This window comes from Lysobacter rhizosphaerae, assembly GCF_054779795.1.
In genome coordinates this window covers 385953-406359 of record NZ_BAAGXO010000007.1, presented here as the reverse complement: position 1 = coordinate 406359, position 20407 = coordinate 385953, and the positions used below count along the sequence as shown (strand labels likewise).

Sequence of the window (20407 nt, the reverse complement as noted above, 5' to 3'; positions counted from 1 at the left end):
GTGCTCCCGTGGCGTGCAGCGCATCACGCTAACACGGCCGATGTAGGTGTCCGTATGCGGCTACTGCTTCCCGCAGGTGCTTTCCCGCACGATGCGCTCGAGGCGTTGCACCTCGGCCTGGTCGCGCTCGCGGTCGTCGGTCACACCGAACTTGAGCGCCGACTGGGCCTCGCGCAGGCGCTGGCGCCAGCCATCGCACAGGACACCGTCGGGGACGCGTTGGCACTGGTCTGTTTTCATCTCGCAGGCGGACACATTGGTGCTCTCGATGTAGCCGCTGAGTCCGGTGGGGTTGAGCGTCACGCAGCGCGGCGCCGGTGCCCCGTTCTCGCTCAGGTAGGTGTCGTCGTTGTAGGTGCGGCACTCGAACAGCCACGGCGGCGGCAGGCGATCGGAGTCGGCGATGACGGGTTCCGCCTCGGCGGGCGGCTCGGCAGGGGCCGGGCGTGCAGGCCGCGCTGCCACGGGTGGTGCGGCCGGCGCCCGCGCCGGTGCCGACGGGGCGGAGGCCGGCGCGGACACGGCTGGTGTCGCGGTCATCACCCTGCGCACCTGCTTGCTGCCTTTCGGACAGGGCACGTCGTTCTGGATGGTGAGGGCGCCGTTCGCGTCCGTGCAGCGGTAGATGACGACGCCCTGCGCGAGCGTTGCCTGCGGTGCGGACAGGGCGAACGCGAGCAGCACGATGGCCGGCTTCCAGAGTCTCGTTGCGATGCCATGCTGCGAGCGCAGGGAAACGCGATGGGCAACGGGCATCAACTCTCTCCACAGTCGTTGGCGAGGCGCGCATCGATGCCGCGGGTCTCGCGATCGATGTCCGCGCGCTCGCTGGGTTGCGCGATGTTCCAGCGCCGGTTCAATTCGTGGCGCTCATCGCGCAGGCGGCCGCATACCTCGGCCTGCGGCAGGCGATGGCATTCGTCATACAGGTATTGCCCATAGGGAATGGCCGGTACCAGGACCGGCCGCCGGAACTGGTGGGAATCGCCGATGCGCACGCTGCCGCTGACGTTGCCACTGCGTGCGTCCATGGTGGCGCTGACGCCGCCACCGTCGCGGCGTGGCAGCGCGGGATAGCCGAACATCCACGATTCCTCCCAGCGGACATGGCCCTCGCTGGTGTCGCTGGTATAGCGCTCGCCGTCGGGAGTGATGCATTCGTACAGCGGTTGCGGTGGGGTGACAACGACATAGCGCGGCGCGGGCCCGTAGGACTCCTTCGCCGCGGGGGCCGGTGCCGGGGTGGCGCGCGGCGGCGGGTCCGTCGGTCGCACCATGGTGCGCGCTTCCTGCTTCTCGCCGGCGCGGCAGGGCGTGTCGCGCAGGGCGAGCTGGCCCTTGGCATCGGTGCAGCGGTAGATGGTGACTTCGCCGGCGTGCACGGACGCGGTGGCCAGCAGGGCCAGGGCGGACAGCAGAAGGCGGCACGGCCGGATCATGGCGGCATCTTGCGCCCCGCGGCGGGTGCAGGGAAGGCGGACGCCGCCGGTGTTGGTGCGGATTCAGGCCTGCAGGACGCCGCTATGACGCAGGCATCGCGGCGGCAATGGAAAAGACCGGCAAAAGCCGGCCTTTTCAAACGCGGTAAGCCGCGGCGCGGCTACTTCGCCCGCGTGTACTCGATCTGCATGGACTTGTTTTCCTTGCCATCGCGCGTTTCGTACATCTCGAACACGGCGTGGTCCTTGTCCACGATGCGCATAGTCTGGCGTACCGGAACGACGGTGCCCGGCTTCATCGGATCGTGCATCTGCGCGCGGTAGCTGTAGCTCTTGCTGGCCGGGTCGTACTCGCCTTCGGACACGAACAGGCCGGTCGACATGTTGTCCGACCAGGTGCTGAAGTACTTGCCGGTGACATTGTCGAAACCGAGGTAGCCCAGGCCTTGGAACGGCTGCCCCATGTACTGGCCGCTGTAGTCCATGCGCAGCTGGCGACCGCCGAGCACGGCGGTGTTGACCGACTTGCCGGTTTCCATCGAGGGAGGTGCGGACGGATCCATCCACGACGACATCTTCGTGTCCCAGGTGCCTTCGAACTCGGAGATCAGCTGCTTGTGCCGCTCGCCGGGCGTCGCCGCCTTCTGCCAGGCTTCCATCATCGCCTTCTGTTCGGGGCTCATCTGGGGCGGGGCAGTTGCCTTCGCCTTGTCCTGGGCGAAAGCCGGCATGGCGATGAGGAGGCCGAGCGACAGCGCGGCCAGGTGGCGAATTTTCATTGATCCTCTCCGTTGGAAGGGCCGCGGCCGCGGCCAGCGGGCGCACCCTACGCGCGGCTCCGTTAACGCGGCGTGGGCTGTGCGCCCGTTTCAGAGGCGCAGCACGGCACCCGTGCGCGCATCGCGGATCGCAGTGGGCGCGGCCAGGCCGCCGGTTTCGCCTTCGCTGGCGCCATCGAGCAGCGCGAGCAGGACGGGATCGAGCGCGTCGCGATGGAACGCGGGCGCTTCGCCGGTGCGGTTGGCGCTGGTGGATACCAGCGCGGCGCCAAACTTTCCACACAATGCGGCCACGATCGGATGGGCGCTGATGCGCACGGCGACACCGGCATGCGCACCTGTGATCCAGCGCGGCACGCGCGCCGTGGCGGGCACGATCCAGGTGTGCGGACCTGGCCAGCTCGCCTCGACGGCAGCGATGCGGTCGGCGGGCAGCGCGTCCCAGTCCAGCAGGCCGTCGAAGTGGGCACGATCGCCGGCAATGAGGATCAGGCCCTTGCCGACTTCGCGCTGCTTGATGGCGAGCAGGCGCATCACCGCGGCTTCGTTGAAGGGATCGCAGCCCAGTCCCCACACCGCCTCGGTCGGATAGGCGAGGACGCCGCCGCGTTGCAACGCGACGACGGATTCGCTGATCGAAAGTGCGGCCGTGCTCATCCTTGCCCGGACACCCTTCAGAACGGCGGCTTGTCGGCCGCCGCCTTCTTGACGGCTTTCTTCGTGACCTTCTTGGCCACTTTCTTCGTCGCCACCTTGGTGGCCTTCTTCACCGCTTTCTTGGCCGCCTTCTTGGTCGCCTTCTTTGCGGCCTTCTTCGCTGGCGCCTTCTTCGCGGGGGCCTTTGTCGCCGCCGCCTTCTTCGCTGCCGGTTCCTTCTTGGCCGCGGCTTTCTTGCCGAAGCGGCCGCGCATCGGCTTGCCGGTCGTCTCCATGAGTTCCTGCGCTTCCGCCAGCGTCAGCGATGCCGGCTCGCGGTCCTTGGGGATGCGGCCGTTGAGCTTGCCATCGGACAGGTACGGACCGAAGCGGCCGTTGAGCACCTGGATGTCGCTGCCCTCGAATTCCTTGATGATGCGGTTGCGCGCGATCTCTTCCTTCTCATCGATCAGGAAAACGGCGCGGGCGAGGTCGATCGTGTACGGGTCGTCCTCTTTCTTCAGCGACGCATACACACTGCCACGCTTGGCGAACGGGCCGAAGCGGCCGACGCCGACGCTGACCTCATGGCCGCCGCTCTCGCCGAGCTTGCGCGGCAGCTTGAACAGCTCCAGCGCGTCGGCGAGTTCGATGGTGTGCATCGACTGGCCCGGACGCAGCGAGGCGAACTCCAGCTTCTCGTCGGTGTCCTTGTTGCCGATCTGCGCATAGGGCCCGTATCGGCCCAGGCGCACGCTCACCGGCTTGCCCGACTTGGGATCGGTGCCGAGCTCGCGCGCACCGGTGGCTTCGCTGCGATCCACCGACTCGGTCTTCTCGGTCACCAGTTCCTTGAACGGACCCCAGAACTTCTCCATCAGCGGAATCCATTCCTCTTCGCCGCGCGAGACGGCATCGAGCTCGTCCTCGAGCTTGGCGGTGAAGTCGTAATCGACGTACTGGGTGAAGTGGCTGCTGAGGAAATTCGACACCGCGCGGCCGACGTCGGACGGGCGGAAGCTGCGGCCTTCCATTTCGGCGTACTTGCGGAACAGCAGGGTCTGGATGATCGAGGCGTAGGTGGAGGGCCGGCCGATGCCGTATTCCTCGAGCGCCTTGACCAGCGCCGCTTCGGTGAAGCGCGGCGGCGGCTGGGTGAAATGCTGGTCCGCATGGATGCGCTCGAGCGGCACGCGGTCGCCGGTCTTCATCGCCGGCAGCTTGCGGCCTTCGTCCTCGTCCTCCGAGGACTTGGTGTCCTTGCCTTCCTCGTACACGGCGAGGAAGCCCGGATCCACGACCGTGGTGCCGGACGCGCGGAAGCTGTGCTCGTTGCCGGCGGCGAGATCGACGCTGACGGTGTTGAGCGTGGCCGGAACCATCTGCGAGGCGACGGCGCGCTTCCAGATCAGGTCGTAGAGCTTGCGCTCGTCGTCGGTGAGGTGGCGCGACACCTGTTGCGGCGTGCGCAGCGCGGAGGTCGGGCGCACCGCTTCGTGCGCTTCCTGTGCGTTCTTCGACTTGGTGGTGTAGACGTTGGGCTTGTCCGGCAGCGCGCGGGTGCCGTAGTCGCGGGCGATGACGTCGCGGATCTCGCCGAGCGCGTCCTGGGACAGGGCGACAGAGTCGGTACGCATGTAGCTGATCAGGCCGACGGTGCCTTCCTCGCCGATCGCCACGCCTTCGTACAGTTTCTGCGCTACCTGCATGGTCTTGCGCGTGGTGAAGCCGAGCTTGCGCGCGGCTTCCTGCTGCAGCGTCGAGGTGGTGAACGGCGGTGCGGGGCGGCGCTTGCGTTCCTTGCTGGTGACGTCGGTGACGTGCAGCGCGCCGGCGGCCGCCTTGACGATGCGCTGGCGCGCGGCTTCGGCGGTGTCGCCATCGGTTACGGTGAACTGCTCGAACTTCTTGCCGTCGAGCTTGGTGAGCTTGGCGGTGAACGCCTGCGACGGATGCGTGCACTCGGCCTCGATCGACCAGTACTCGCGGGCGATGAAGGCTTCGATCTCTTCTTCGCGCTCGACGATCATGCGCAGCGCCGGCGACTGCACGCGGCCGGCGGAGAGGCCGCGCTGCACCTTGCGCCACAGCACCGGCGAGAGGTTGAAGCCGACCAGGTAGTCCAGCGCGCGCCGCGCCTGCTGCGCATCGACCAGGTCGCTGGCGATGTCGCGCGGCTGGGTCATCGCTTCCTTGATCGCGCGCGGCGTGATTTCGGTGAACACCACGCGCTGCAGCGTCTTGCCCTTGAGCAGCCCACGCTCCTTGAGGATCTCGGCGATGTGCCAGCTGATCGCCTCGCCTTCGCGGTCCGGGTCGGTCGCCAGGAACAGGGCGTCGGCGCCCTTGGCGGCCTTGGCGATGGCGTCGACGTGTTTCTCGTTCTTGTCGATCAGGTCGTAACGCATGGCGAAGCCGTTGTCCGGGTCCACCGCCCCCTCCTTGGGCACCAGGTCGCGCACATGGCCGTACGAGGCCAGGACGGTGAAGTCCTTGCCCAGGTACTTGTTGATCGTCTTGGCCTTGGCAGGCGACTCGACGATGAGGAGGTTCTTGGCCATGGGGGAGTCCGGTTCCGGGCGTTCCCCGGGGGCAACGGGGAGAACGCCAAACGACAGTAGAGAAGGCAACGCCCGGGGCTGGGCCACGGGCGTCGAAGGGGGCTTTTCCTTTTTTAGTGGAATCACGAGGCGGCCGCGGCTGTCAAGCCGAGGCCGCTCCGACCCGCAATTGGGAGGCTCGGCGCCCCGAGGGCCGTCAGTGAGCCATCGAGGCCAGGCCCGCGATGATCACCGCGATCAGGGCGATGTAGGCCAGGACCCCCACCGCCCCGATGACCAGGGTGACCACGGTGACGGTGCCCAGCTCCTGGCGCTGGCGCTCAGGGTGGGCGGTATAGGCCCATTTGTCGACGACAAGGGTGCCGCAGATCATGTCGTGCAGCGCGCGCTTGCGATCGGTGAAGGCCGCCATGAGGTAGCCGATGAGAAGCACCAGGCTGCTCAGCAGGTAGGCGAAGTAGCGACCGAAGCCACGCCAGAAGGTGATGCGCTGCCCGTCGTCGTCGGTGACCTTGATGCCCACGGCCAGCTTGCCGAGCGTGGCCTGCAGACTGGATGCGTGCATCAGGGCGTAATACAGGGCGAGCCCGAAGATCTCGAGCAGATAGAACACGCCCAGCGAAATCATGCTTCCACTCGAGATCCCGCTGCCCAGTTGGCTGGCGGCACCGAGCACGCCGAGGGAAGCGGCGAGGATGAAGATGACCACCATCAGCACCAGCGAATCGATGATCGAGGCGGCGACGCGCTTCCAGAAGCCGGCGTAGACGATGTCGCCGCCGGCGACGAAGTCGCTGCCGCTGCGCAGCGCTGCGCGCGGCGGGGCATAGGGCGAATGCGGTTGGGCCGATGCATATGGATTCATACCCGCGGACAGTGTTCCCGCCGTGCCCGGCGACTGACCGGTTCCGCTCGATGCGACCCCGCTCGATGGCAGGGGTTCAGCCATCGCGTAGGGATTGACGCCTGCCGACAAGGGCACGGCGTCCGCGGCCGGTAGTGTGCGACCTTCGGCTTCGTTCAGCGCCTGGGTCATCACCTCGTTCCATGGGCGCCACTGCGGCATGCCTTCGCGCCACACCAGGGTGTCGGGCTGCAGCTGGCCGGCGTGGTGCAGGTCGGCCAGATCGCGCGCGGCAACGGGCCCGTGGCGGTTGCGTTCGTAATCGCTGTAATACCAATCGCTCATGTCATGAAACCCTGGTGAGTAGGCGTGGACTAGCCACAGTTCGGTGGCCGGAATTCAGCCGCGATATCCGTAGTCGAGCAGCGCACTTCGACGCTTTCCCCCGACGGAATCGCGTCATAACGCAGTGCCTTGCCCTCGATCATGGGACCCTGGTGCAGGAAGGTGACCCGGTATCCGCAGTGCTGTCCGGCGTTGCTGTCCAGGTCGACGGTGTAATTGCCGGCGAGACCGGGATCGCGGACCTGCAGGCTCTCGAATTCGAAGGTATCGGGGCACTCGCGCCGCTGCGGGTAGTAGGTCGTCATGGCTCGTGCGACCAGGGTGCGCACCTGCGCATCGGATTGGGCCATCGCGTCCTTGTCGTAGGCGGGCGCCGCGGCGGATGCATGGCGTGCGCGTTCGACGTAATCGCGGTACGCCGGGATCGCGATGGCCGCGAGGATGCCTGCCAACGGCACCGCGGCGGCGCCGCAGACAATCAGTGCGATGAGGCAGCCGGACATGCCTTTCTGCTGCGATCGCGTGGGCGGACGCGATGCATGCGCTGTGACGCGTGCAGGCAGGGGCGGTGGCATCGCGGCGACGGGCGTGATCGAGTCGATGTCGAGTTCGACGGCCACGCGTTCGAGCGCTACCCACTGCACCATGCCGTCGCACCAGACCAGGCTGTCACGGCTCAGGCGGCGCTGGCGATAGTGTTCGCGCAGCTCGTCCGCGGTCAGTGGTCCGACGCGGTTGCGCGCACCGTCGACGTAATGCCAGCGGGTCATGGCCACGGATTCCGTGCAGGCAGCGGCACTGCGCGGCCCTCATTCGGGTCATCGTGATAGCAGTCGATCATCGCCTCTCCCCCGAGGCCATCCCTGCAGCCGGAGTCCTGGTTACGTCTGCCGGTCGCAGGTACGCCGGCAGCGATGCGGCTAATGTACCGGCTCGGGTTCGTCCGCGAACATCTGCGTTTCCATCCAGGCGTACGCGGCCTCGCTGCCGGGCTGGTTGAACAGCACCATCAGCACGACCCACTTGAGGTCGTCGAGGTCGAGTTCGTCCTGGTCCAGCGCCATCGCGCGGTCGAGCACGAGTTCGCGCTGGTCGGCGTCGAGGATGCCGTGCTGCTCCAGGAACAGCAGGAAGCCGCGGCACTCCACGTCCAGTTTGTCCAGTTCGGGTCCGAAATAGACGCGGGTGGGACCGCCTGCGCGGGGCGTCGACGTGCTGGGGCGCTGCGAGGCGAGCGCGTCCAGCCATTCGAAGGCCTTGTTGATTTCGGCCGGACTGAAGCCGGCCTGGCCGAGTTCCTCGAAGAGGGGGCCGCTGCGGAGCGAATCGTGGTCGCGGACGAGATCGGCGTCCTCGGTGAAGTAGTGCTCGAACAGGTACAGCAGGACGTCCAGGATGCTCTCTTTCATTTCCCTCGGCCTGCGCCGCAAGCGGCGCGATGGGCGGGTTGGGGCTTACTTGGGGGTGCCGCAAGAACCATGCCTCACAGGCGGATTCATCGACTCCGGTGGTACCGGCCGTGTTGCGTTGTTACCTGGCCGTCAAGCTCCATGATCAGGAGCATGGAGGACAGTTCGGCGGGCGTCAATCCGGTTCGTTGAACCAGTTGCTCCATACCTGTTGGGTCATGGCCGAGCGCCTTCCACAACTTCTGGTAGTCGGCGTTATGGCTTGGTGGATCGCCGGAAGTTGCGCCGGCACCCGTGAAGGCGGGGCGCGTGACCGCGCTATGGTCGCTCGGATCCGCGGCAGATGTGGGGCCGCCAAGGCGTAGCCGCAAGTCGCTGGCCAACTCCTGCGCGACAGGTGCCAGGGCCGCGATCACCTCGGTGGCGGTCTCGACCAGGGTGGCGCCTTCCCGGATCAGGCGGTGGCAGCCGCGCGCGAGCGGGTTGTGGATCGAGCCGGGAACCGCGAACACCTCGCGCCCGGCGTCGGCGGCCTGCCGGGCGGTGATCAGCGCGCCCGAACGGTCGGCGGCTTCCACCACCAGCGTGCCGAGCGAGAGCCCGGCCAGGATGCGGTTGCGGCTGGGGAAGTGCTCGGCGCGCGCGCCGGTGCCGGGCAGATGCTCGCTGACGATGGTGCCGGTCGCGGCGATGCGCGCGTGCAGGCCGGCATGGCTGCGGGGATAGGGCACGTCGGGGCCGGTACCGAGGACGGCGAGGGTGAGGCCGCCGGCGTCGAGGACCGCTTCATGCGCGGCGGCATCGATACCGGCAGCGAGCCCGCTGGCCACCCCGAAGCCGGCCACCGCGAGGGCGCGGGCGAACGCGGCGGCATTGTCACGACCGCCCGGCGTGGCGGCGCGGCTGCCGACGATGGCGAGCGAGGGATGCCACAGCAGCGACGGCTCGCCGGCAACGAACAGGGCAAGCGGTGCGTTCGCAGTGCGGCGGAGCAGGGAGGGATAGTCGGGGTCGTTCCAGCCAAGCAGGTGGTGGTTGGAATGCGCGAGCCATTGCCGGGCGCGTTCGAGCGCCGCAGGGTCCGGATTCCGCAGCGCGCTTGTCTGCGCATCCGAGAGCCCGCAGGCGCGCCAGAACGAGACTCCTGCCGTGAGCGCTCCGGCGGCGCCGGCGTGGTCGAGCAGGCTCTTGCGCGGCGCCGCAGCGCCACCGGCCACGACCAGGCGCAATAACGCGTCGATGTCATCGTTGTGCATCGCTACAGGCTACGTGGCGCGCGACGCCGGCGAATCCGGCCGGGTCCGCAATCCGCGGTAGGAATTGCCTGAAATCTACGCGGCACCTCGCGACGCACCGGCTGCCTCGCTGTCACCAGCGACGAAGTGCGCCAGGAGAAAAAACAACGGCGCCTTTCGGCGCCGTTGCATGTCGCGGAGTGAGCGTCGGTCAGTACGGCGCGTCGGGATGCTTCAGTTCGTAGCCCACCCGGGTCGGGCGGACACTGTCCATCACCAGCGCGTAGCTGACCTTGTCGAAGGTGCGGAACACCACCATGTGGCCGGCATATTCGTCCGGCAGGCGCACGGTATTGCCATGGCCGACGGTGTCGTAGCTGCGGTCATCGCCCACTGCCACGCGATCGACCTTGTCGGTGCCCACGCGCCAGCTGGAGAACACGGTGCCGTTGTCGACGCCATCGCGCGAGCCGACCGACAGCGCCACCACATCACGCGGGCCGCCGGTGCGGAGCATGTCGGCGACGGCAAGCACCTTGGCCTTGCCGTAGGCGAATTCCTGCTTCGGTGCATGCGGGAAGAACTGCAGGTCGTAAGGCTGCGCTTCGACCGGGATCAGGCGGTCGCCGACGCGTACTTCGCGGCCGCTCTGGTCCACCACCAGCGTGCTGGCCTCGGCCTGGCCGACTTCGCCGCGGCTGACCGTGGCCGTCGTGATCTGCATCAGTTCATAGCCGAGGAATTCGCCGCGCGTCGCCGGCATCTGGTGATTCCACAGCTGCTCGGTGCCCTTGGTCATGTCGCCGCGGAAATCGAGATCGTCCGCCTTCTGCACGGTGACATCGCAGCAGCGCTTCGGATTGATGCCGGTGTAGCGCTGGGTCGGGCGCACGATCGCGTAGCGCTGGCCGGCTTCGGCGCCGGACAGGCCACGCACGTAGGCGACCTGGTCCAGCGAAGCGCGCAGGCGGTCTTCTTCCAGGCCGACCACGTAGGGCAGGTCCTCGAACTCGTCGACCACGCGCAGGTTCTTCAGGAACGGCTCCACCTGCGAGAGCGGGACGCCGGTGGCCGGCGCTTCCTCGCGCGGGCCGGGGGTCACCGCGACGCGGTCGAGGTAGGCCAGCGAGATGACGTCGCCGGGGTAGATCAGGTGCGGATTCTTGATCTGCGGGTTGGCCTGCCAGATCTCCGGCCACAGCCACGGTCGCTTGAGGAACTTGCCGGCAATGTCCCACAGCGTGTCGCCTCGGCGCACGGTGTAGGTATCGGGATGATCACCGTTCATCTCGGCGGCGACGCCGACGGTAGCGATGGTCAGGAGCGCAGCGGTAAGAACCGTGCGGATTGGTTTAAGCATGGCGGCCATGTATCTGATTCCCCTTGCCAGTTTCCCCACGGGCCCGGGCACTATAGCCCAGAAGATGCGCGCCTTTGCAAGCTTTCCACGGCCTTCGCAGGGTTACAATTCGACCTGTCATTGACGATGTGACCGTGGCCCCCATTTTTCCGGGATGCCATCCGCCGCAGCGCACAGCGCTTCAGTGACCGGCTGCATGTTTCCCCAACCGCCGTGTTGTCCCGCGACAACCCGGCATCCCTTCGACGCGAAGGGTCCAGAGACTTCGTACCATGGCCCTGCTCCCCATACTTGAATTTCCCGACCCGCGGCTGCGTACCAAGGCCGGTCCGGTCGACCCGGCCATGATCGGCGACGGCGCCTTCCAGCGCCTGCTCGACGACATGTTCGAAACCATGTACGAAGCCCCCGGCATCGGTCTGGCGGCGAGCCAGGTCGACGTCCACCAGACCTTCATGGTCATAGACGTGAGCGACGATAAAACCCGGCCGCTGGTCTTCATCAACCCGGTGATCACCGCGCGCGCCGGCGACCAGGTCTACCAGGAAGGCTGCCTGTCGGTGCCGGGCATCTTTGCCGATGTCACCCGCGCCAACGAGATCACCGTGCAGGCCCTGGACCGCGAAGGCCAGCCGTTCGAGATGCACGTCGACGGCCTGCTCGCGGTGTGCATCCAGCATGAGATGGACCATCTGATCGGCAAGCTGTTCGTCGACTACCTCTCGCCGCTCAAGCGCGAGATGGTGCGCAAGAAGCTGGCCAAGGCTCGCCGCCAGGCGGCCGCCTGACTGTCCGGGGCCGGTGGAACGCCGGGCCCGGATGATGGCGCACGTCCCCCGGGGCGTGCGGCCGGAATTGCCGCTGCGGCACACCGCAGATGAAGTTCGTGTTGTCGGGCGAAGGTGCAAGGCGCTTCGCTTATCGCACCCTACGGGTTACCCATGACTCTGAGAATCGTCTTCGCCGGCACGCCGGATTTCGCCGTGCCCAGCCTGCGCGCCGCCGCGCAACGCAATGAAGTGGTCGCGGTCTACACCCAGCCCGACCGCCCCGCGGGCCGCGGCCGCGAACTGACGCCCTCGCCGGTCAAGCGCGAGGCGCTGCTGCGCGGCATCGAGGTGGTGCAGCCGGAGAACTTCAAGCCGGTCGTGTCGAAGGACGCGCTGCGGGCATTGCAGCCGGACCTGATGATCGTTGTCGCCTACGGCCTGATCCTGCCGCAGTCGGTGCTCGACATTCCGACCTACGGTTGCTGGAACGTGCACGCCTCGCTGCTGCCGCGCTGGCGCGGCGCCGCGCCGATCCAGCGTGCGATCGAAGCGGGCGACCGCGAATCGGGCGTGTGCCTGATGCAGATGGAGAAGGGCCTCGACACCGGGCCGGTGCTGCTGTCGCAGGCGCTGGAGATCGGCGCGGACGAGGGCGGTGGCCAGTTGCACGAGCGCCTCGCCGCGCTGGGCGCGCAGGTCCTCGCCGATGGCCTTGGACTGCTCCGCGCCGGCGTCCGTCCGCAACCGCGGCCGCAGCCCGACGTGGGCGTCACCTACGCGCACAAGCTCGACAAGGCCGAAGCCAGGCTCGACTGGTCGCAAGCGTCGGGCGTGCTCGCCAATAAAGTGCGGGCGTTCAATCCCTGGCCGATGGCCGAGGCGATCGTCGCCGGCGAGCGCCTGCGCCTGCACGGCGCGGTGGCGCTGGCGGAACGTCACGACGCCGCGCCCGGCACCCTGCTGCGCGCGGGCCGCGATGGACTCGATGTCGCCTGCGGCGAAGGTGTCCTGCGCATCCGCGTGCTGCAGCGGGAAGGCGGCAAGGCGATCAGCGCCGCCGATTACCTCAACGGCCGCCCTGACCTGAGGGGCGCGTGAGCAGCGGTGCCGCGTCGCGGGTCGTGGCGGCGCGTGTGCTCGACGCGGTGCTGCATCGCGGCCGTTCGCTCAAGGCCGAGCTGTCCGCGCACTTGTCGACGCTGGGCGACACGCGTGATCGCGCCCTGGTCGAGGCGATCTGCTTCGCGGTGCTGCGCCATCCATCGCGTTTCGAAGGCGCATTGAAGGCATGGATTCCGCGTCCGCTCGGCCGGCGCGACGACGAACTGCGCGCGCTGCTGTACGTCGGCTTCGCCCAGCTCGATCCGCTCGCATTGCCTGCGCACGCCGCGGTCGCCTCGACGGTGGAAGCCGCGCGATCGCTCGGCCGCGCCCACCAGGCAGGCATGGTCAACGCGCTGCTGCGCCGCGCGCAACGCGATGGCCTGCCGTCCGGCGATCCCGCCGCGCATTGGCCGCAATGGCTGCGAAAGCGCCTGCAGCAGGACTGGCCGCAGGAGCACGCGCGCATCCTCGAAGCCAGCGCGCAGATGCCGCCCTTGTGGTTGCGTGTCAACCGGCTGCAGCAATCGCGCGATGCCTACCGCCAGTGCCTGCTCGAAGCCGGCATTGCATCGCACGTCGATGACAGCGCCGCCGATGCGCTGCGCCTCGATGCCAGCCTCGCCGTCGCCCAGTTGCCGGGCTTCGGCGAGGGCGCGGTATCGGTGCAGGACCTGTCCGCACAGCGTGTCGCCGATGCGTTGCCGCTCGTGCCCGGTACGCGCGTGCTCGACGCCTGCGCCGCGCCGGGAGGCAAGTCGGCGCATCTGCTGGAACGGGACCCCGCGCTGCGCCTGATCGCGCTGGACGTGGATGCCTCCCGGCTGGAGCGTGTGCGCAGCACCTTTGCGCGGGTGCGGGTCGGCGCCGATGCGCGCCTGATCGCCGCCGACGCGACCCGCCTGGAAACCTGGTGGGATGGCACGCCGCTCGACGCCGTGCTGATCGACGCGCCGTGCTCGGCGACGGGCATCGTGCGGCGCCAACCCGACGTGCTGTTGCACCGGCGCGAAACCGACCTGGCGCCGTTGCTTGCCACCCAGGCGCGGCTGCTGGATGCGTTGTGGACGACGCTCGCGCCGGGTGGAGTGCTGGTGTATGCCACCTGTTCGGTACTCAAGGCGGAGAACGAACAGCAGGTAGCGGCGTTCCTGGCGCGCACGCCGGATGCCACCGCCGATGCACTGGATGAGGGGTTCGGCGACCACGCCAGCCCGTTCGAACGTGGCGGCGCGGGCCGGCAGCGCCTGCCGGGCGAGCAGGGCGGCGATGGCTTCTACTACGCCCGCCTGCGCAAGGCGGCGTGACGCTCCCGGGTCTGCGCAGTACGGACCGGCGCAGGCGCAACCGACAAGAACCCGACATCCCCCGACTATGATCCGCGCATGCTGAAAACGAACCGATCCCGCGAAACCTGGATGTTCTGGATCCTCGCCGTGCTGGTGCTCGGCGCCGGCCTTGGCCTGCGCGATCCGTGGCCCGCCGACGAACCGCGCTTCGCGCTCGTCGCCAAGCACATGATCGAGAGCGGCGAGTGGTTGTTCCCGCACCGCGGTGCCGAGCTGTATTCGGACAAGCCGCCGACGTTCATGTGGCTGCAGGCGCTGGCCTACTCGCTGTTCGGCAACTGGCGCGTGGCGTTCCTGCTGCCCTCGCTGCTCGCCGCGCTGGGCACCCTGTGGTGCGTGGTCGACCTGGGCAAGCGGCTGTGGACGCGCCGCGTCGGCCTGTATGCCGGCTATGCGCTGCTGTTCGCGTTGCAGTTCACCTACCAGGCGAAGAAGGCGCAGATCGATCCGACGGTGATGTTCTGGATCACCCTCGCCAACTACGGCCTGATCCGCCACTTCCTGCGCGGGCCGGACTGGCGCATGTGGACGCTGGCCTGGTTCGCGGCGGGCGTGGGAACCATCACGAAGGGCGTCGGGGTGCTCGCGCTGCTGATGCTGGCGCCGGCGATTTTCGCGGCGAGCCGCGGCTGGGCGGGGGCCCACGTGCATCGGCGCGACTGGCGCCTGCTGCTCGGCCCGTTGGCGCTGGTGGTCGCGATGTCGCTATGGCTGGTGCCAATGGTGACCATGGCGTTGCACCATCACGACCCGGCCTACCGCGCCTACCTGGAAGACATCCTGTTCCGCCAGACCGCGGGGCGTTACACGCGATCCTGGGACCATCCGCATCCGCCCTGGTACTTCATCGGCGTGATGCTGACGATGTGGCTGCCTCCCCTGCTGGCATTGCCGTGGGCGCTGCCGGCCTGGAAGCGGCGCCTGCAGCGACGCGATGCGCGCTATCTGCTGCCATTGGCGTGGTGGGTATTGGTCGTCCTGTTCTTCTCGGTTCCCCACGGCAAGCGCGACGTCTACATCATGCCGGCGCTGCCGATGGCCTGCCTCGCGCTCGCGCCGTTGCTGCCGGGCATCGTGCGCAAGTTGTGGGCGCGACGACTGGCACTCGGATTCGCACTTGCGTTCACCCTGGCGATGACGGGTGCCGGGCTGGCCATGCTGCTGGGCCATACCGGCTTCGTGGACAAACTGGTCGGCGAGCGCGGCCTGCAGCGCGATGCGGCGCCGTTTGGCTGGATGCTGCTGGCGATGGGGGTGGGCGGGTTGGGCAGCCTGCTGTGGTTCGGCCTGCGCCGGCCGATCGCGGTGCTGCTGTCGACGCTCACCTTCATCTGGGTGCTGTATGGCCTGGTCGCCTATCCGCTGTTGAATCCGTCCAGCTCCGCGAGTGGCCTGATGGCCGAGATCGACGGCCGGCTCGCCCCGGATGCGCAGCTTGGTCTCGTTGCCTGGAAGGAGCAGATCCTGCTGATGTCGCGGCGGCCGGCGATGACGTTCGGCTTCAAGGTGCCGATCGCTGAGCAGCTCCGGCGCGGCCTGGCCTGGCAGGAACAGGCCCCGCGGCAGCGCTGGCTGCTGGTGCAGGAACCGGCGATGTCGAAATGCATCGATCGCGGCAAGGTCACGCTCGGCGGTCGCTCCAACCGCCGGATCTGGTGGCTGGTGCCGGCCACGGCCGTGGTGCCCGGTTGCGTGGTCACGGACGAGCTGCAGGACACCGACGGGGATTGAGCGGGGATCGGCGGGCGACCGTGCCGCGCCGCAAGCTGCGCGCTACAGCGGCCGGCCGTTCTGCAGCAGCCACAGCATGACGGTCTTCTGCCGCACGTAGTTGGCGCGTACATAGGCGTAGACCAGCCCGTGCCAGCCGTCGAGGAAACCGCCGCGCAGCACGTAGCCGCGCCAGAACCGCCACGCCGGCGCGAGTACCAGCTTGCCCAGCGTGGCGCGCTTGCCACGGGCGAAGTCGTGCTCGGCCATCATCCTCGCGTAGCGCTGCGTCTTCGCCAGTTGCTGCTCGAGTGAGCGATAGGGGTAATGGATCAGGTCGCCCCTGAGCGTGCGGACTTCGCCTTCCACGCTCGCCGCCTCATGCACTTCGCGCGTGCCGCGCCAGCCGCCGCGGCGGCGGTCGAACAGGCGCAGGACGCGGTCCGGATAGGCGTTGCCGTGGCGCAGGAACTTGCCGAAATACTCGCTCAGCCGGGCGAAACGGTAGCCGGCCGCGGTGGTGAAGCCGCGCTCGCGTTCCGCCTCGATCGCCGCACGCAACTCCGGGCTGACGCGCTCGTCGGCGTCCAGGCACAGGACCCAGTCGTGGGTGGCCTGTTCGATCGCGAACTGTTTCTGGCTGCGGAAACCATCGAACGGCCGCGCAATCACGCGTGCACCCAGCGACTCGGCGATCGCGCGCGTGGCATCGGTCGAATGCGAGTCGACCACCACGACCTCATCGCAGAACGCGAGCGAGGCGAGGCAGTCGCCAATGCGGTCGGCCTCGTTGAACGTGATAATGCACGCGGAAATCGGCACGCGCGCCGAACGGGTCTGGGAAGTAGTGATGGCGGATTACCTGTTGTTCGCGACCGAGCGCTATGCACTGCCCATCCTGCAGCCGCTGGCGGATGCGCTGCAAGCCTTGGGGCACGGCGTGCACGCGTGGTTCGTGGACGGCGCCGCCGGGTCGACGCTGCCGGCACCGGTGCGGATGGTGGGAATGCGGGAAGCCGTCGCGCTCAGGCCGCGGGCGGTGTTCAGCGCCGCCAACTGGGTGCCGACGTTCGTGGATGGCGCCAAGGTACAGCTCTTCCATGGGTTCAATGTGGAGAAGCGTTCCGACGAGCGCGGCCACTTCCGCGTGCGCGGTCTGTTCGACCTGTACTGCACGCAGGGACCGGCGACGACCGGACCGTTCAGCGCGCTGGCCGCGCGCGAACGGCATTTCGCGGTCGTCGAAACCGGCTGGCCCAAGCTCGATCCGCTGTTCCGCGACGATGACGGAAGTGCGGCGGCCCTGCGCGCGCTGGCGGGTGGGCGTCCGCTGGTGATGTTCGCCTCCACGTTCACCGAACGGCTCAGCGCCGCGCCGCACCTGCTCGACGCGATCGCGGCCGAGGTCGCACGCGGCGATCGCTATTGGCTGCTGACCCTGCATCCGAAGTGCCCGCCGGAACTGTTCGCGCGCTATCGCGCTCTCGCCGGCGCGAACGCGGCCTTCATCGAAACCGAGCAGCTGGTCGCCGCGGAGCGCGCCGCCGACGTGCTGCTGGCGGACACGACGTCGGTGGTGTCGGAGTTCGTCGTGCAACGCAAACCCGTGGTGACCTTCCGCAACCGCGCACCGAAACCGCACATGCTCGACTTCGCCGAGCCTTCGCGCTTGCCGGAGATGCTCGCGCAGGCCTTCGCCCCGGATGCGCGCCTGCAGGCGGCATTGGCTGACTACGCCGATGCGATCCACCCCTGGCGCGACGGTCGCTCGTCGGAGCGGGTGATCGCCGCGACCGACGCGCTGCTGGCAGGGCAACTGGGCACGCTGCGAAACAAGCCGCTGTCGTCTGTGTGGCGCCGTCTGCAGATCCGTCGCGAGCTGGGGTACTGGGGACGCTGAACCGTCGTTACCAGCGCAGCGGACGTTGCGCCAGGGTGCGTGACAGCTGCTCGCACAGTGCGCGCGCTTCGGCGTCCGGCAGGAACCGGATGCGCAGCGGCGGAGACGTCGTGCCCGCACCGGCCGTGTCCAGCCACAGCGTGGCCGTGCCGCAGCGCCGGTCGAGGGGATTGCGCGTGAGCTGCAGCGCCTGCAGTTTGTCGAGTTCGGCGAAGCGCCAGTGGCGGCTCCACCAGCCTTCGCGCACGGCAACCAGCTCGTCGTTGACGGCGTAGCCGGCGGCGCGGACATGCCGGCGGGCGACATACCCGGACCAGGGCAGCCACAGCAGGGCCAGCAATCCCCACCATCCCAGGCCCCACGCGGCCAGCGCCATCAACAGCAACGCGATGGGCAGGCCGGGAAGCGCGAGCCGCCACCACGCGTTGCGCGGCTGCGGCCGCCATTCGAGCCGCGTCCACGCCGAATGCGGCAGCAGGTGTTCGATGAGCGAGTCGCATGCGGCCGGCGTCGCCACCGGCGCGAGTTCGCGCAGCGCGCGCTGCTGGTTGTGCTGTTCGGCCACGGCCGTATCGATGTCGAGGCTGCGGGGGCCGAGCAGGCGGTGCATGACGTTCTCGCGCAACGTCCATGCCTGGATGCGCCGACGCGAGGCGCTGGTGCGCCAGCGTGCAAGCAGGCCGCGTTCCACCGTGAGGCGGCGGCCGCTCTCGCTCAGGGTGAAGCCGTGGTATTGCAACAGCGCGAGCAGGATCGAGAACAGGCGCAGCAGCACGATCGCGACCAGGGCGAGGCTGATGCCGGCCACGGCGACGTGCACGGATCCCTGCATGCCATTTTGCGAAGCCCAGCCCAGGAGCCACTGGCCCCAACGCTCCAGCAGGTTGGGCAGCATCCGCGGGCTGTATTGCGAGAGGCCGCCGATCGCGGCGCCGACGACGATCAGGCCACGGTTCGAGATCATGCCGAGGCGGATGACTTCGCCAGGCGGCAGCGCAAGCAGCGGCGCGGCCGTTGCAGGCGCCTGGGTGGCCGGCCCGGCATGGACACCGCGCCGGCGCACGAGGGTCTCCAGCGCCAGTGCATCGGCCAGCTTGAGCACGCGCATTTCCGCTTCCGGCTTCTGCCCACCCGCGGATTCCAGCCGCACCTCGGCGACACCGAACATGCGGTGCAGCAGCGACTGCTGCAGGGCGACGTTGTGGATGCGCGCGAACGGAATGACCCGTACGCTGCGTTCGAGCACACCGCTGCGCACGATCAGCGCCTCGTCGCTGAAGCCATAGCGATACGTGAAGTATCGCCACACCGATACCAGGGCGAGCACGCCGACGCCGATCAGCGGCCACAGTTCATTGCGGTCCCCGCCGAAGAAGAATGCCGCGACCAGTGGCACGACGAATTGCCTGAGCTGCTGCAGCAACGCGAACAGCCAGGACATCGGGTGCAGGCGATGGCTGGCGTGGGCGACGTCGGTCATGGGCACGGTCATGGGCCGCGTTGGCGGAATTCAGGCGCCCTGCGGGCCGTCGTCGTCGTCGCGGTCGATCTGCCGGCCGAGGGTGTCGCGCAGGCGTTCGGCATCGGCTTCGTCCAGGTGCGCCAGCGTCACCGCGCTGTGTCGCGTGCCCGCGGTGTGGACCACGAGCGTGGCGAGCCGGCGCCTGCGCTGCCACGGCCCGCGCTTGAGGTCGAGGTGTTGCACGCGGGTAGCCGGCACGCGGGTCTCGCGCTGGAACAGGCGGCCGCGCCGTATCGCAAGGCCCGTCGAATCGAGCCGCCATGCGACGTGGCGGAACTGGCGGACGCCCAGCCATAGCGCGAGCGCGCCCGCCATTACCGCGGCGGCGATCCCGCCGGCGATGGCCGGCAGCCCCACCAGGCGGAACACGACGAATCCGGCCACCGCCACCGGCAGCGCCACGCCGGTGCGCGAAACGGCAAACAGCAGGCGTGCACGCGCGGGCAGTGGCTGCCAATCCGTGTTGTCCCGGGTGGCGGTGTCGAGCTCCATCGGGGCTGCTTCCATGGTCATCGGATTCCGCGGTACGGATTGTCCTCACCGCGCCCGGACGGCCGCAGCGTGTAGCGCTTGTAGGTCCATTGGTACTGGCTCGGATCGCGCCGCGCAATGCGTTCGAGTGCGCTGTTGAGCGCGGTCACCGCGAGCACAGGGTCGGCGTCGGCAACGGCTTCCGGCGCGGCATCGATATGCAGGGCAAACGCGGGGCGACCCTCGCGGCCGCCGTCGATGCGCTCGCAGTAGGCGAACATCACCGCGGCGCCCGTGCGATTTGCCAAGCGTCCCAGCAGCGTCATCGTCAGCGCGGGCACGTCGAAGAACGGGGCGAACTCGCCGTCGCCCTGCTTGGGCTGCTGGTCGGGCAGGATGCCGACCACGCCGCCGTCCTTGAGGATCTTGAACAGCTGGCGCACGCCCGGACCTTCCGCGCGCACCTGCGTCACGCGGTGCGCGTTGGCGTCGTCGGCGCGGACGCGGCGCAGGAAGGCGTCTCCGATCTCCGATTCCGGCGGTGCGTACAGGATCGCGAGCGGCGTGTGGGAGGCGAGCCACTGGTTCAGCAGTTCCCAGTTGCCGTAATGCGGCGCGGCGACGATCACGCCGCGGCCGGCATTGATCGCCGCATTGAACTGTTCGATGCCGTGGTGCTCCCGGATCAGCCCGAGATTCTCGGTGTGCGGCCGCGTCCAGAACCGCAGCGTCTCGATCGCCTGGCGTGCGGTGGTGCGCACGATGCGCTGCTGCAGTTCCTCGCGTTGCGCCGGAAGCAGGCCCGGCTCGATGAGTTCGAGGTTGCGGCGTGCCACCCGCGCCTCGCGCGAATCCCGGCGCAGCATGAGCGTCGCGACGCCGTCGCCCAGGCGCATCAGCCAGGGCCAGGGCAGGCGGGCGAGGAGGGCGGCGCAGAAGTAGAGGAAGCGGGCGAGGAAGTCGGGCATCGCATTCA

The 20407-nt window shown here is 68.5% G+C and carries 19 protein-coding genes; 5 read left to right on the top strand and 14 right to left on the bottom strand.

The genetic code is table 11. The features are described from left to right. Nucleotides 1-60: 60 nt before the first annotated feature. From ACYVGE_RS10985 to ACYVGE_RS10940, 10 genes are all read right to left on the bottom strand, one after another. Nucleotides 61-756: a DUF4124 domain-containing protein gene (locus ACYVGE_RS10985; RefSeq protein ID WP_460729824.1), complete on the bottom strand. Its 696-nt coding sequence runs from the start codon at nt 754-756 to the stop codon at nt 61-63. Then, nucleotides 756-1439: a DUF4124 domain-containing protein gene (locus ACYVGE_RS10980; RefSeq protein ID WP_460729822.1), complete on the bottom strand. Its 684-nt coding sequence runs from the start codon at nt 1437-1439 to the stop codon at nt 756-758. Before ACYVGE_RS10980 ends, ACYVGE_RS10985 begins: the two co-directional genes overlap by 1 nt. Nucleotides 1440-1600: 161 nt before the next feature. Next, on the bottom strand, nt 1601-2218 hold the full coding sequence (locus tag ACYVGE_RS10975; protein WP_460729820.1) for a DUF1579 domain-containing protein: 618 nt from the start codon (nt 2216-2218) through the stop codon (nt 1601-1603). A 90-nt stretch (nt 2219-2308) separates the two neighbouring features. Further along, a complete protein-coding gene (locus tag ACYVGE_RS10970) occupies nt 2309-2875 on the bottom strand; it encodes a Sua5/YciO/YrdC/YwlC family protein (protein ID WP_460729818.1) in 567 nt (188 codons plus the stop codon). A gap of 17 nt (nt 2876-2892) precedes the next feature. Then, a complete protein-coding gene (locus ACYVGE_RS10965; RefSeq protein ID WP_460729815.1) occupies nt 2893-5415 on the bottom strand; it encodes a DNA topoisomerase I in 2523 nt (840 codons plus the stop codon). A 196-nt stretch (nt 5416-5611) separates the two neighbouring features. Beyond that, entirely contained in the window at nt 5612-6604 is a 993-nt protein-coding gene (locus ACYVGE_RS10960) for an RDD family protein (RefSeq protein WP_460729813.1), read from the bottom strand. Between the two features lie 29 nt (nt 6605-6633). Then, nucleotides 6634-7374 carry a GYF domain-containing protein gene (locus ACYVGE_RS10955; RefSeq protein ID WP_460729811.1) on the bottom strand — a complete coding sequence of 247 codons (741 nt, stop codon included), beginning with the start codon at nt 7372-7374 and terminating at the stop codon, nt 6634-6636. Between the two features lie 150 nt (nt 7375-7524). Next, the gene (locus ACYVGE_RS10950) at nt 7525-8013 is read right to left on the bottom strand and encodes a DUF494 family protein (RefSeq protein WP_457096284.1); all 489 of its coding nucleotides are present in this window, start codon (nt 8011-8013) and stop codon (nt 7525-7527) included. 86 nt (nt 8014-8099) lie between these two features. Continuing rightward, on the bottom strand, nt 8100-9269 hold the full coding sequence (dprA, locus tag ACYVGE_RS10945) for a DNA-processing protein DprA (protein WP_460729809.1): 1170 nt from the start codon (nt 9267-9269) through the stop codon (nt 8100-8102). A gap of 190 nt (nt 9270-9459) precedes the next feature. Further along, complete coding sequence (locus tag ACYVGE_RS10940) at nt 9460-10608, bottom strand: LysM peptidoglycan-binding domain-containing protein (RefSeq protein ID WP_310054405.1); 1149 nt, start codon at nt 10606-10608, stop codon at nt 9460-9462. Nucleotides 10609-10880: 272 nt separating this feature from the next. On the opposite strand from ACYVGE_RS10940, the gene def reads away from it, so the two are divergent. From def to ACYVGE_RS10920, 4 genes are all read left to right on the top strand, one after another. Continuing rightward, nucleotides 10881-11396 carry a peptide deformylase gene (gene def / locus ACYVGE_RS10935; RefSeq protein ID WP_460729806.1) on the top strand — a complete coding sequence of 172 codons (516 nt, stop codon included), beginning with the start codon at nt 10881-10883 and terminating at the stop codon, nt 11394-11396. Between the two features lie 159 nt (nt 11397-11555). After that, on the top strand, nt 11556-12476 hold the full coding sequence (gene fmt, locus ACYVGE_RS10930) for a methionyl-tRNA formyltransferase (protein WP_460730564.1): 921 nt from the start codon (nt 11556-11558) through the stop codon (nt 12474-12476). Then, nucleotides 12473-13786, top strand: a complete 1314-nt coding sequence (gene rsmB, locus ACYVGE_RS10925) for a 16S rRNA (cytosine(967)-C(5))-methyltransferase RsmB (protein ID WP_460729804.1) — start codon at nt 12473-12475, stop codon at nt 13784-13786. The genes fmt and rsmB overlap by 4 nt, the downstream gene beginning before the upstream one ends. Before the next feature lie 78 nt (nt 13787-13864). After that, nucleotides 13865-15559: an ArnT family glycosyltransferase gene (locus ACYVGE_RS10920; protein ID WP_460729802.1), complete on the top strand. Its 1695-nt coding sequence runs from the start codon at nt 13865-13867 to the stop codon at nt 15557-15559. Nucleotides 15560-15601: 42 nt separating this feature from the next. Here the strand turns inward: ACYVGE_RS10920 and ACYVGE_RS10915 are convergent, their stop codons facing one another. Continuing rightward, a complete protein-coding gene (locus tag ACYVGE_RS10915; RefSeq protein WP_460729800.1) occupies nt 15602-16360 on the bottom strand; it encodes a glycosyltransferase family 2 protein in 759 nt (252 codons plus the stop codon). 25 nt (nt 16361-16385) lie between these two features. Between ACYVGE_RS10915 and ACYVGE_RS10910 the strand changes: the two genes are divergently transcribed. Then, nucleotides 16386-17438: a CDP-glycerol glycerophosphotransferase family protein gene (locus tag ACYVGE_RS10910; protein ID WP_460730563.1), complete on the top strand. Its 1053-nt coding sequence runs from the start codon at nt 16386-16388 to the stop codon at nt 17436-17438. A 7-nt stretch (nt 17439-17445) separates the two neighbouring features. Here ACYVGE_RS10910 and ACYVGE_RS10905 read toward each other — a convergent pair whose 3' ends face one another. From ACYVGE_RS10905 to ACYVGE_RS10895, 3 genes are read right to left on the bottom strand one after another with little or no spacing between them, the layout of a single operon-like run. Continuing rightward, the gene (locus tag ACYVGE_RS10905) at nt 17446-18918 is read right to left on the bottom strand and encodes a PH domain-containing protein (RefSeq protein ID WP_460729798.1); all 1473 of its coding nucleotides are present in this window, start codon (nt 18916-18918) and stop codon (nt 17446-17448) included. Between the two features lie 30 nt (nt 18919-18948). After that, complete coding sequence (locus ACYVGE_RS10900; protein ID WP_460729796.1) at nt 18949-19467, bottom strand: PH domain-containing protein; 519 nt, start codon at nt 19465-19467, stop codon at nt 18949-18951. A gap of 2 nt (nt 19468-19469) precedes the next feature. Beyond that, the gene (locus ACYVGE_RS10895; RefSeq protein WP_460729794.1) at nt 19470-20399 is read right to left on the bottom strand and encodes a lauroyl acyltransferase; all 930 of its coding nucleotides are present in this window, start codon (nt 20397-20399) and stop codon (nt 19470-19472) included. Between the last annotated feature and the right edge of the window lie 8 nt (nt 20400-20407).

Coding starts and splice junctions, on each gene's coding strand:
- ACYVGE_RS10985 (WP_460729824.1), bottom strand. CDS start 756: ATGCCCGTTGCCCATCGCGTTTCCCTGCGCTCGCAGCATGGCATCGCA.
- ACYVGE_RS10980 (WP_460729822.1), bottom strand. CDS start 1,439: ATGATCCGGCCGTGCCGCCTTCTGCTGTCCGCCCTGGCCCTGCTGGCC.
- ACYVGE_RS10975 (WP_460729820.1), bottom strand. CDS start 2,218: ATGAAAATTCGCCACCTGGCCGCGCTGTCGCTCGGCCTCCTCATCGCC.
- ACYVGE_RS10970 (WP_460729818.1), bottom strand. CDS start 2,875: ATGAGCACGGCCGCACTTTCGATCAGCGAATCCGTCGTCGCGTTGCAA.
- ACYVGE_RS10965 (WP_460729815.1), bottom strand. CDS start 5,415: ATGGCCAAGAACCTCCTCATCGTCGAGTCGCCTGCCAAGGCCAAGACG.
- ACYVGE_RS10960 (WP_460729813.1), bottom strand. CDS start 6,604: ATGAGCGATTGGTATTACAGCGATTACGAACGCAACCGCCACGGGCCC.
- ACYVGE_RS10955 (WP_460729811.1), bottom strand. CDS start 7,374: ATGACCCGCTGGCATTACGTCGACGGTGCGCGCAACCGCGTCGGACCA.
- ACYVGE_RS10950 (WP_457096284.1), bottom strand. CDS start 8,013: ATGAAAGAGAGCATCCTGGACGTCCTGCTGTACCTGTTCGAGCACTAC.
- dprA (WP_460729809.1), bottom strand. CDS start 9,269: ATGCACAACGATGACATCGACGCGTTATTGCGCCTGGTCGTGGCCGGT.
- ACYVGE_RS10940 (WP_310054405.1), bottom strand. CDS start 10,608: ATGCTTAAACCAATCCGCACGGTTCTTACCGCTGCGCTCCTGACCATC.
- def (WP_460729806.1), top strand. CDS start 10,881: ATGGCCCTGCTCCCCATACTTGAATTTCCCGACCCGCGGCTGCGTACC.
- ACYVGE_RS10920 (WP_460729802.1), top strand. CDS start 13,865: ATGCTGAAAACGAACCGATCCCGCGAAACCTGGATGTTCTGGATCCTC.
- ACYVGE_RS10905 (WP_460729798.1), bottom strand. CDS start 18,918: ATGACCGACGTCGCCCACGCCAGCCATCGCCTGCACCCGATGTCCTGG.
- ACYVGE_RS10900 (WP_460729796.1), bottom strand. CDS start 19,467: ATGGAAGCAGCCCCGATGGAGCTCGACACCGCCACCCGGGACAACACG.
- ACYVGE_RS10895 (WP_460729794.1), bottom strand. CDS start 20,399: ATGCCCGACTTCCTCGCCCGCTTCCTCTACTTCTGCGCCGCCCTCCTC.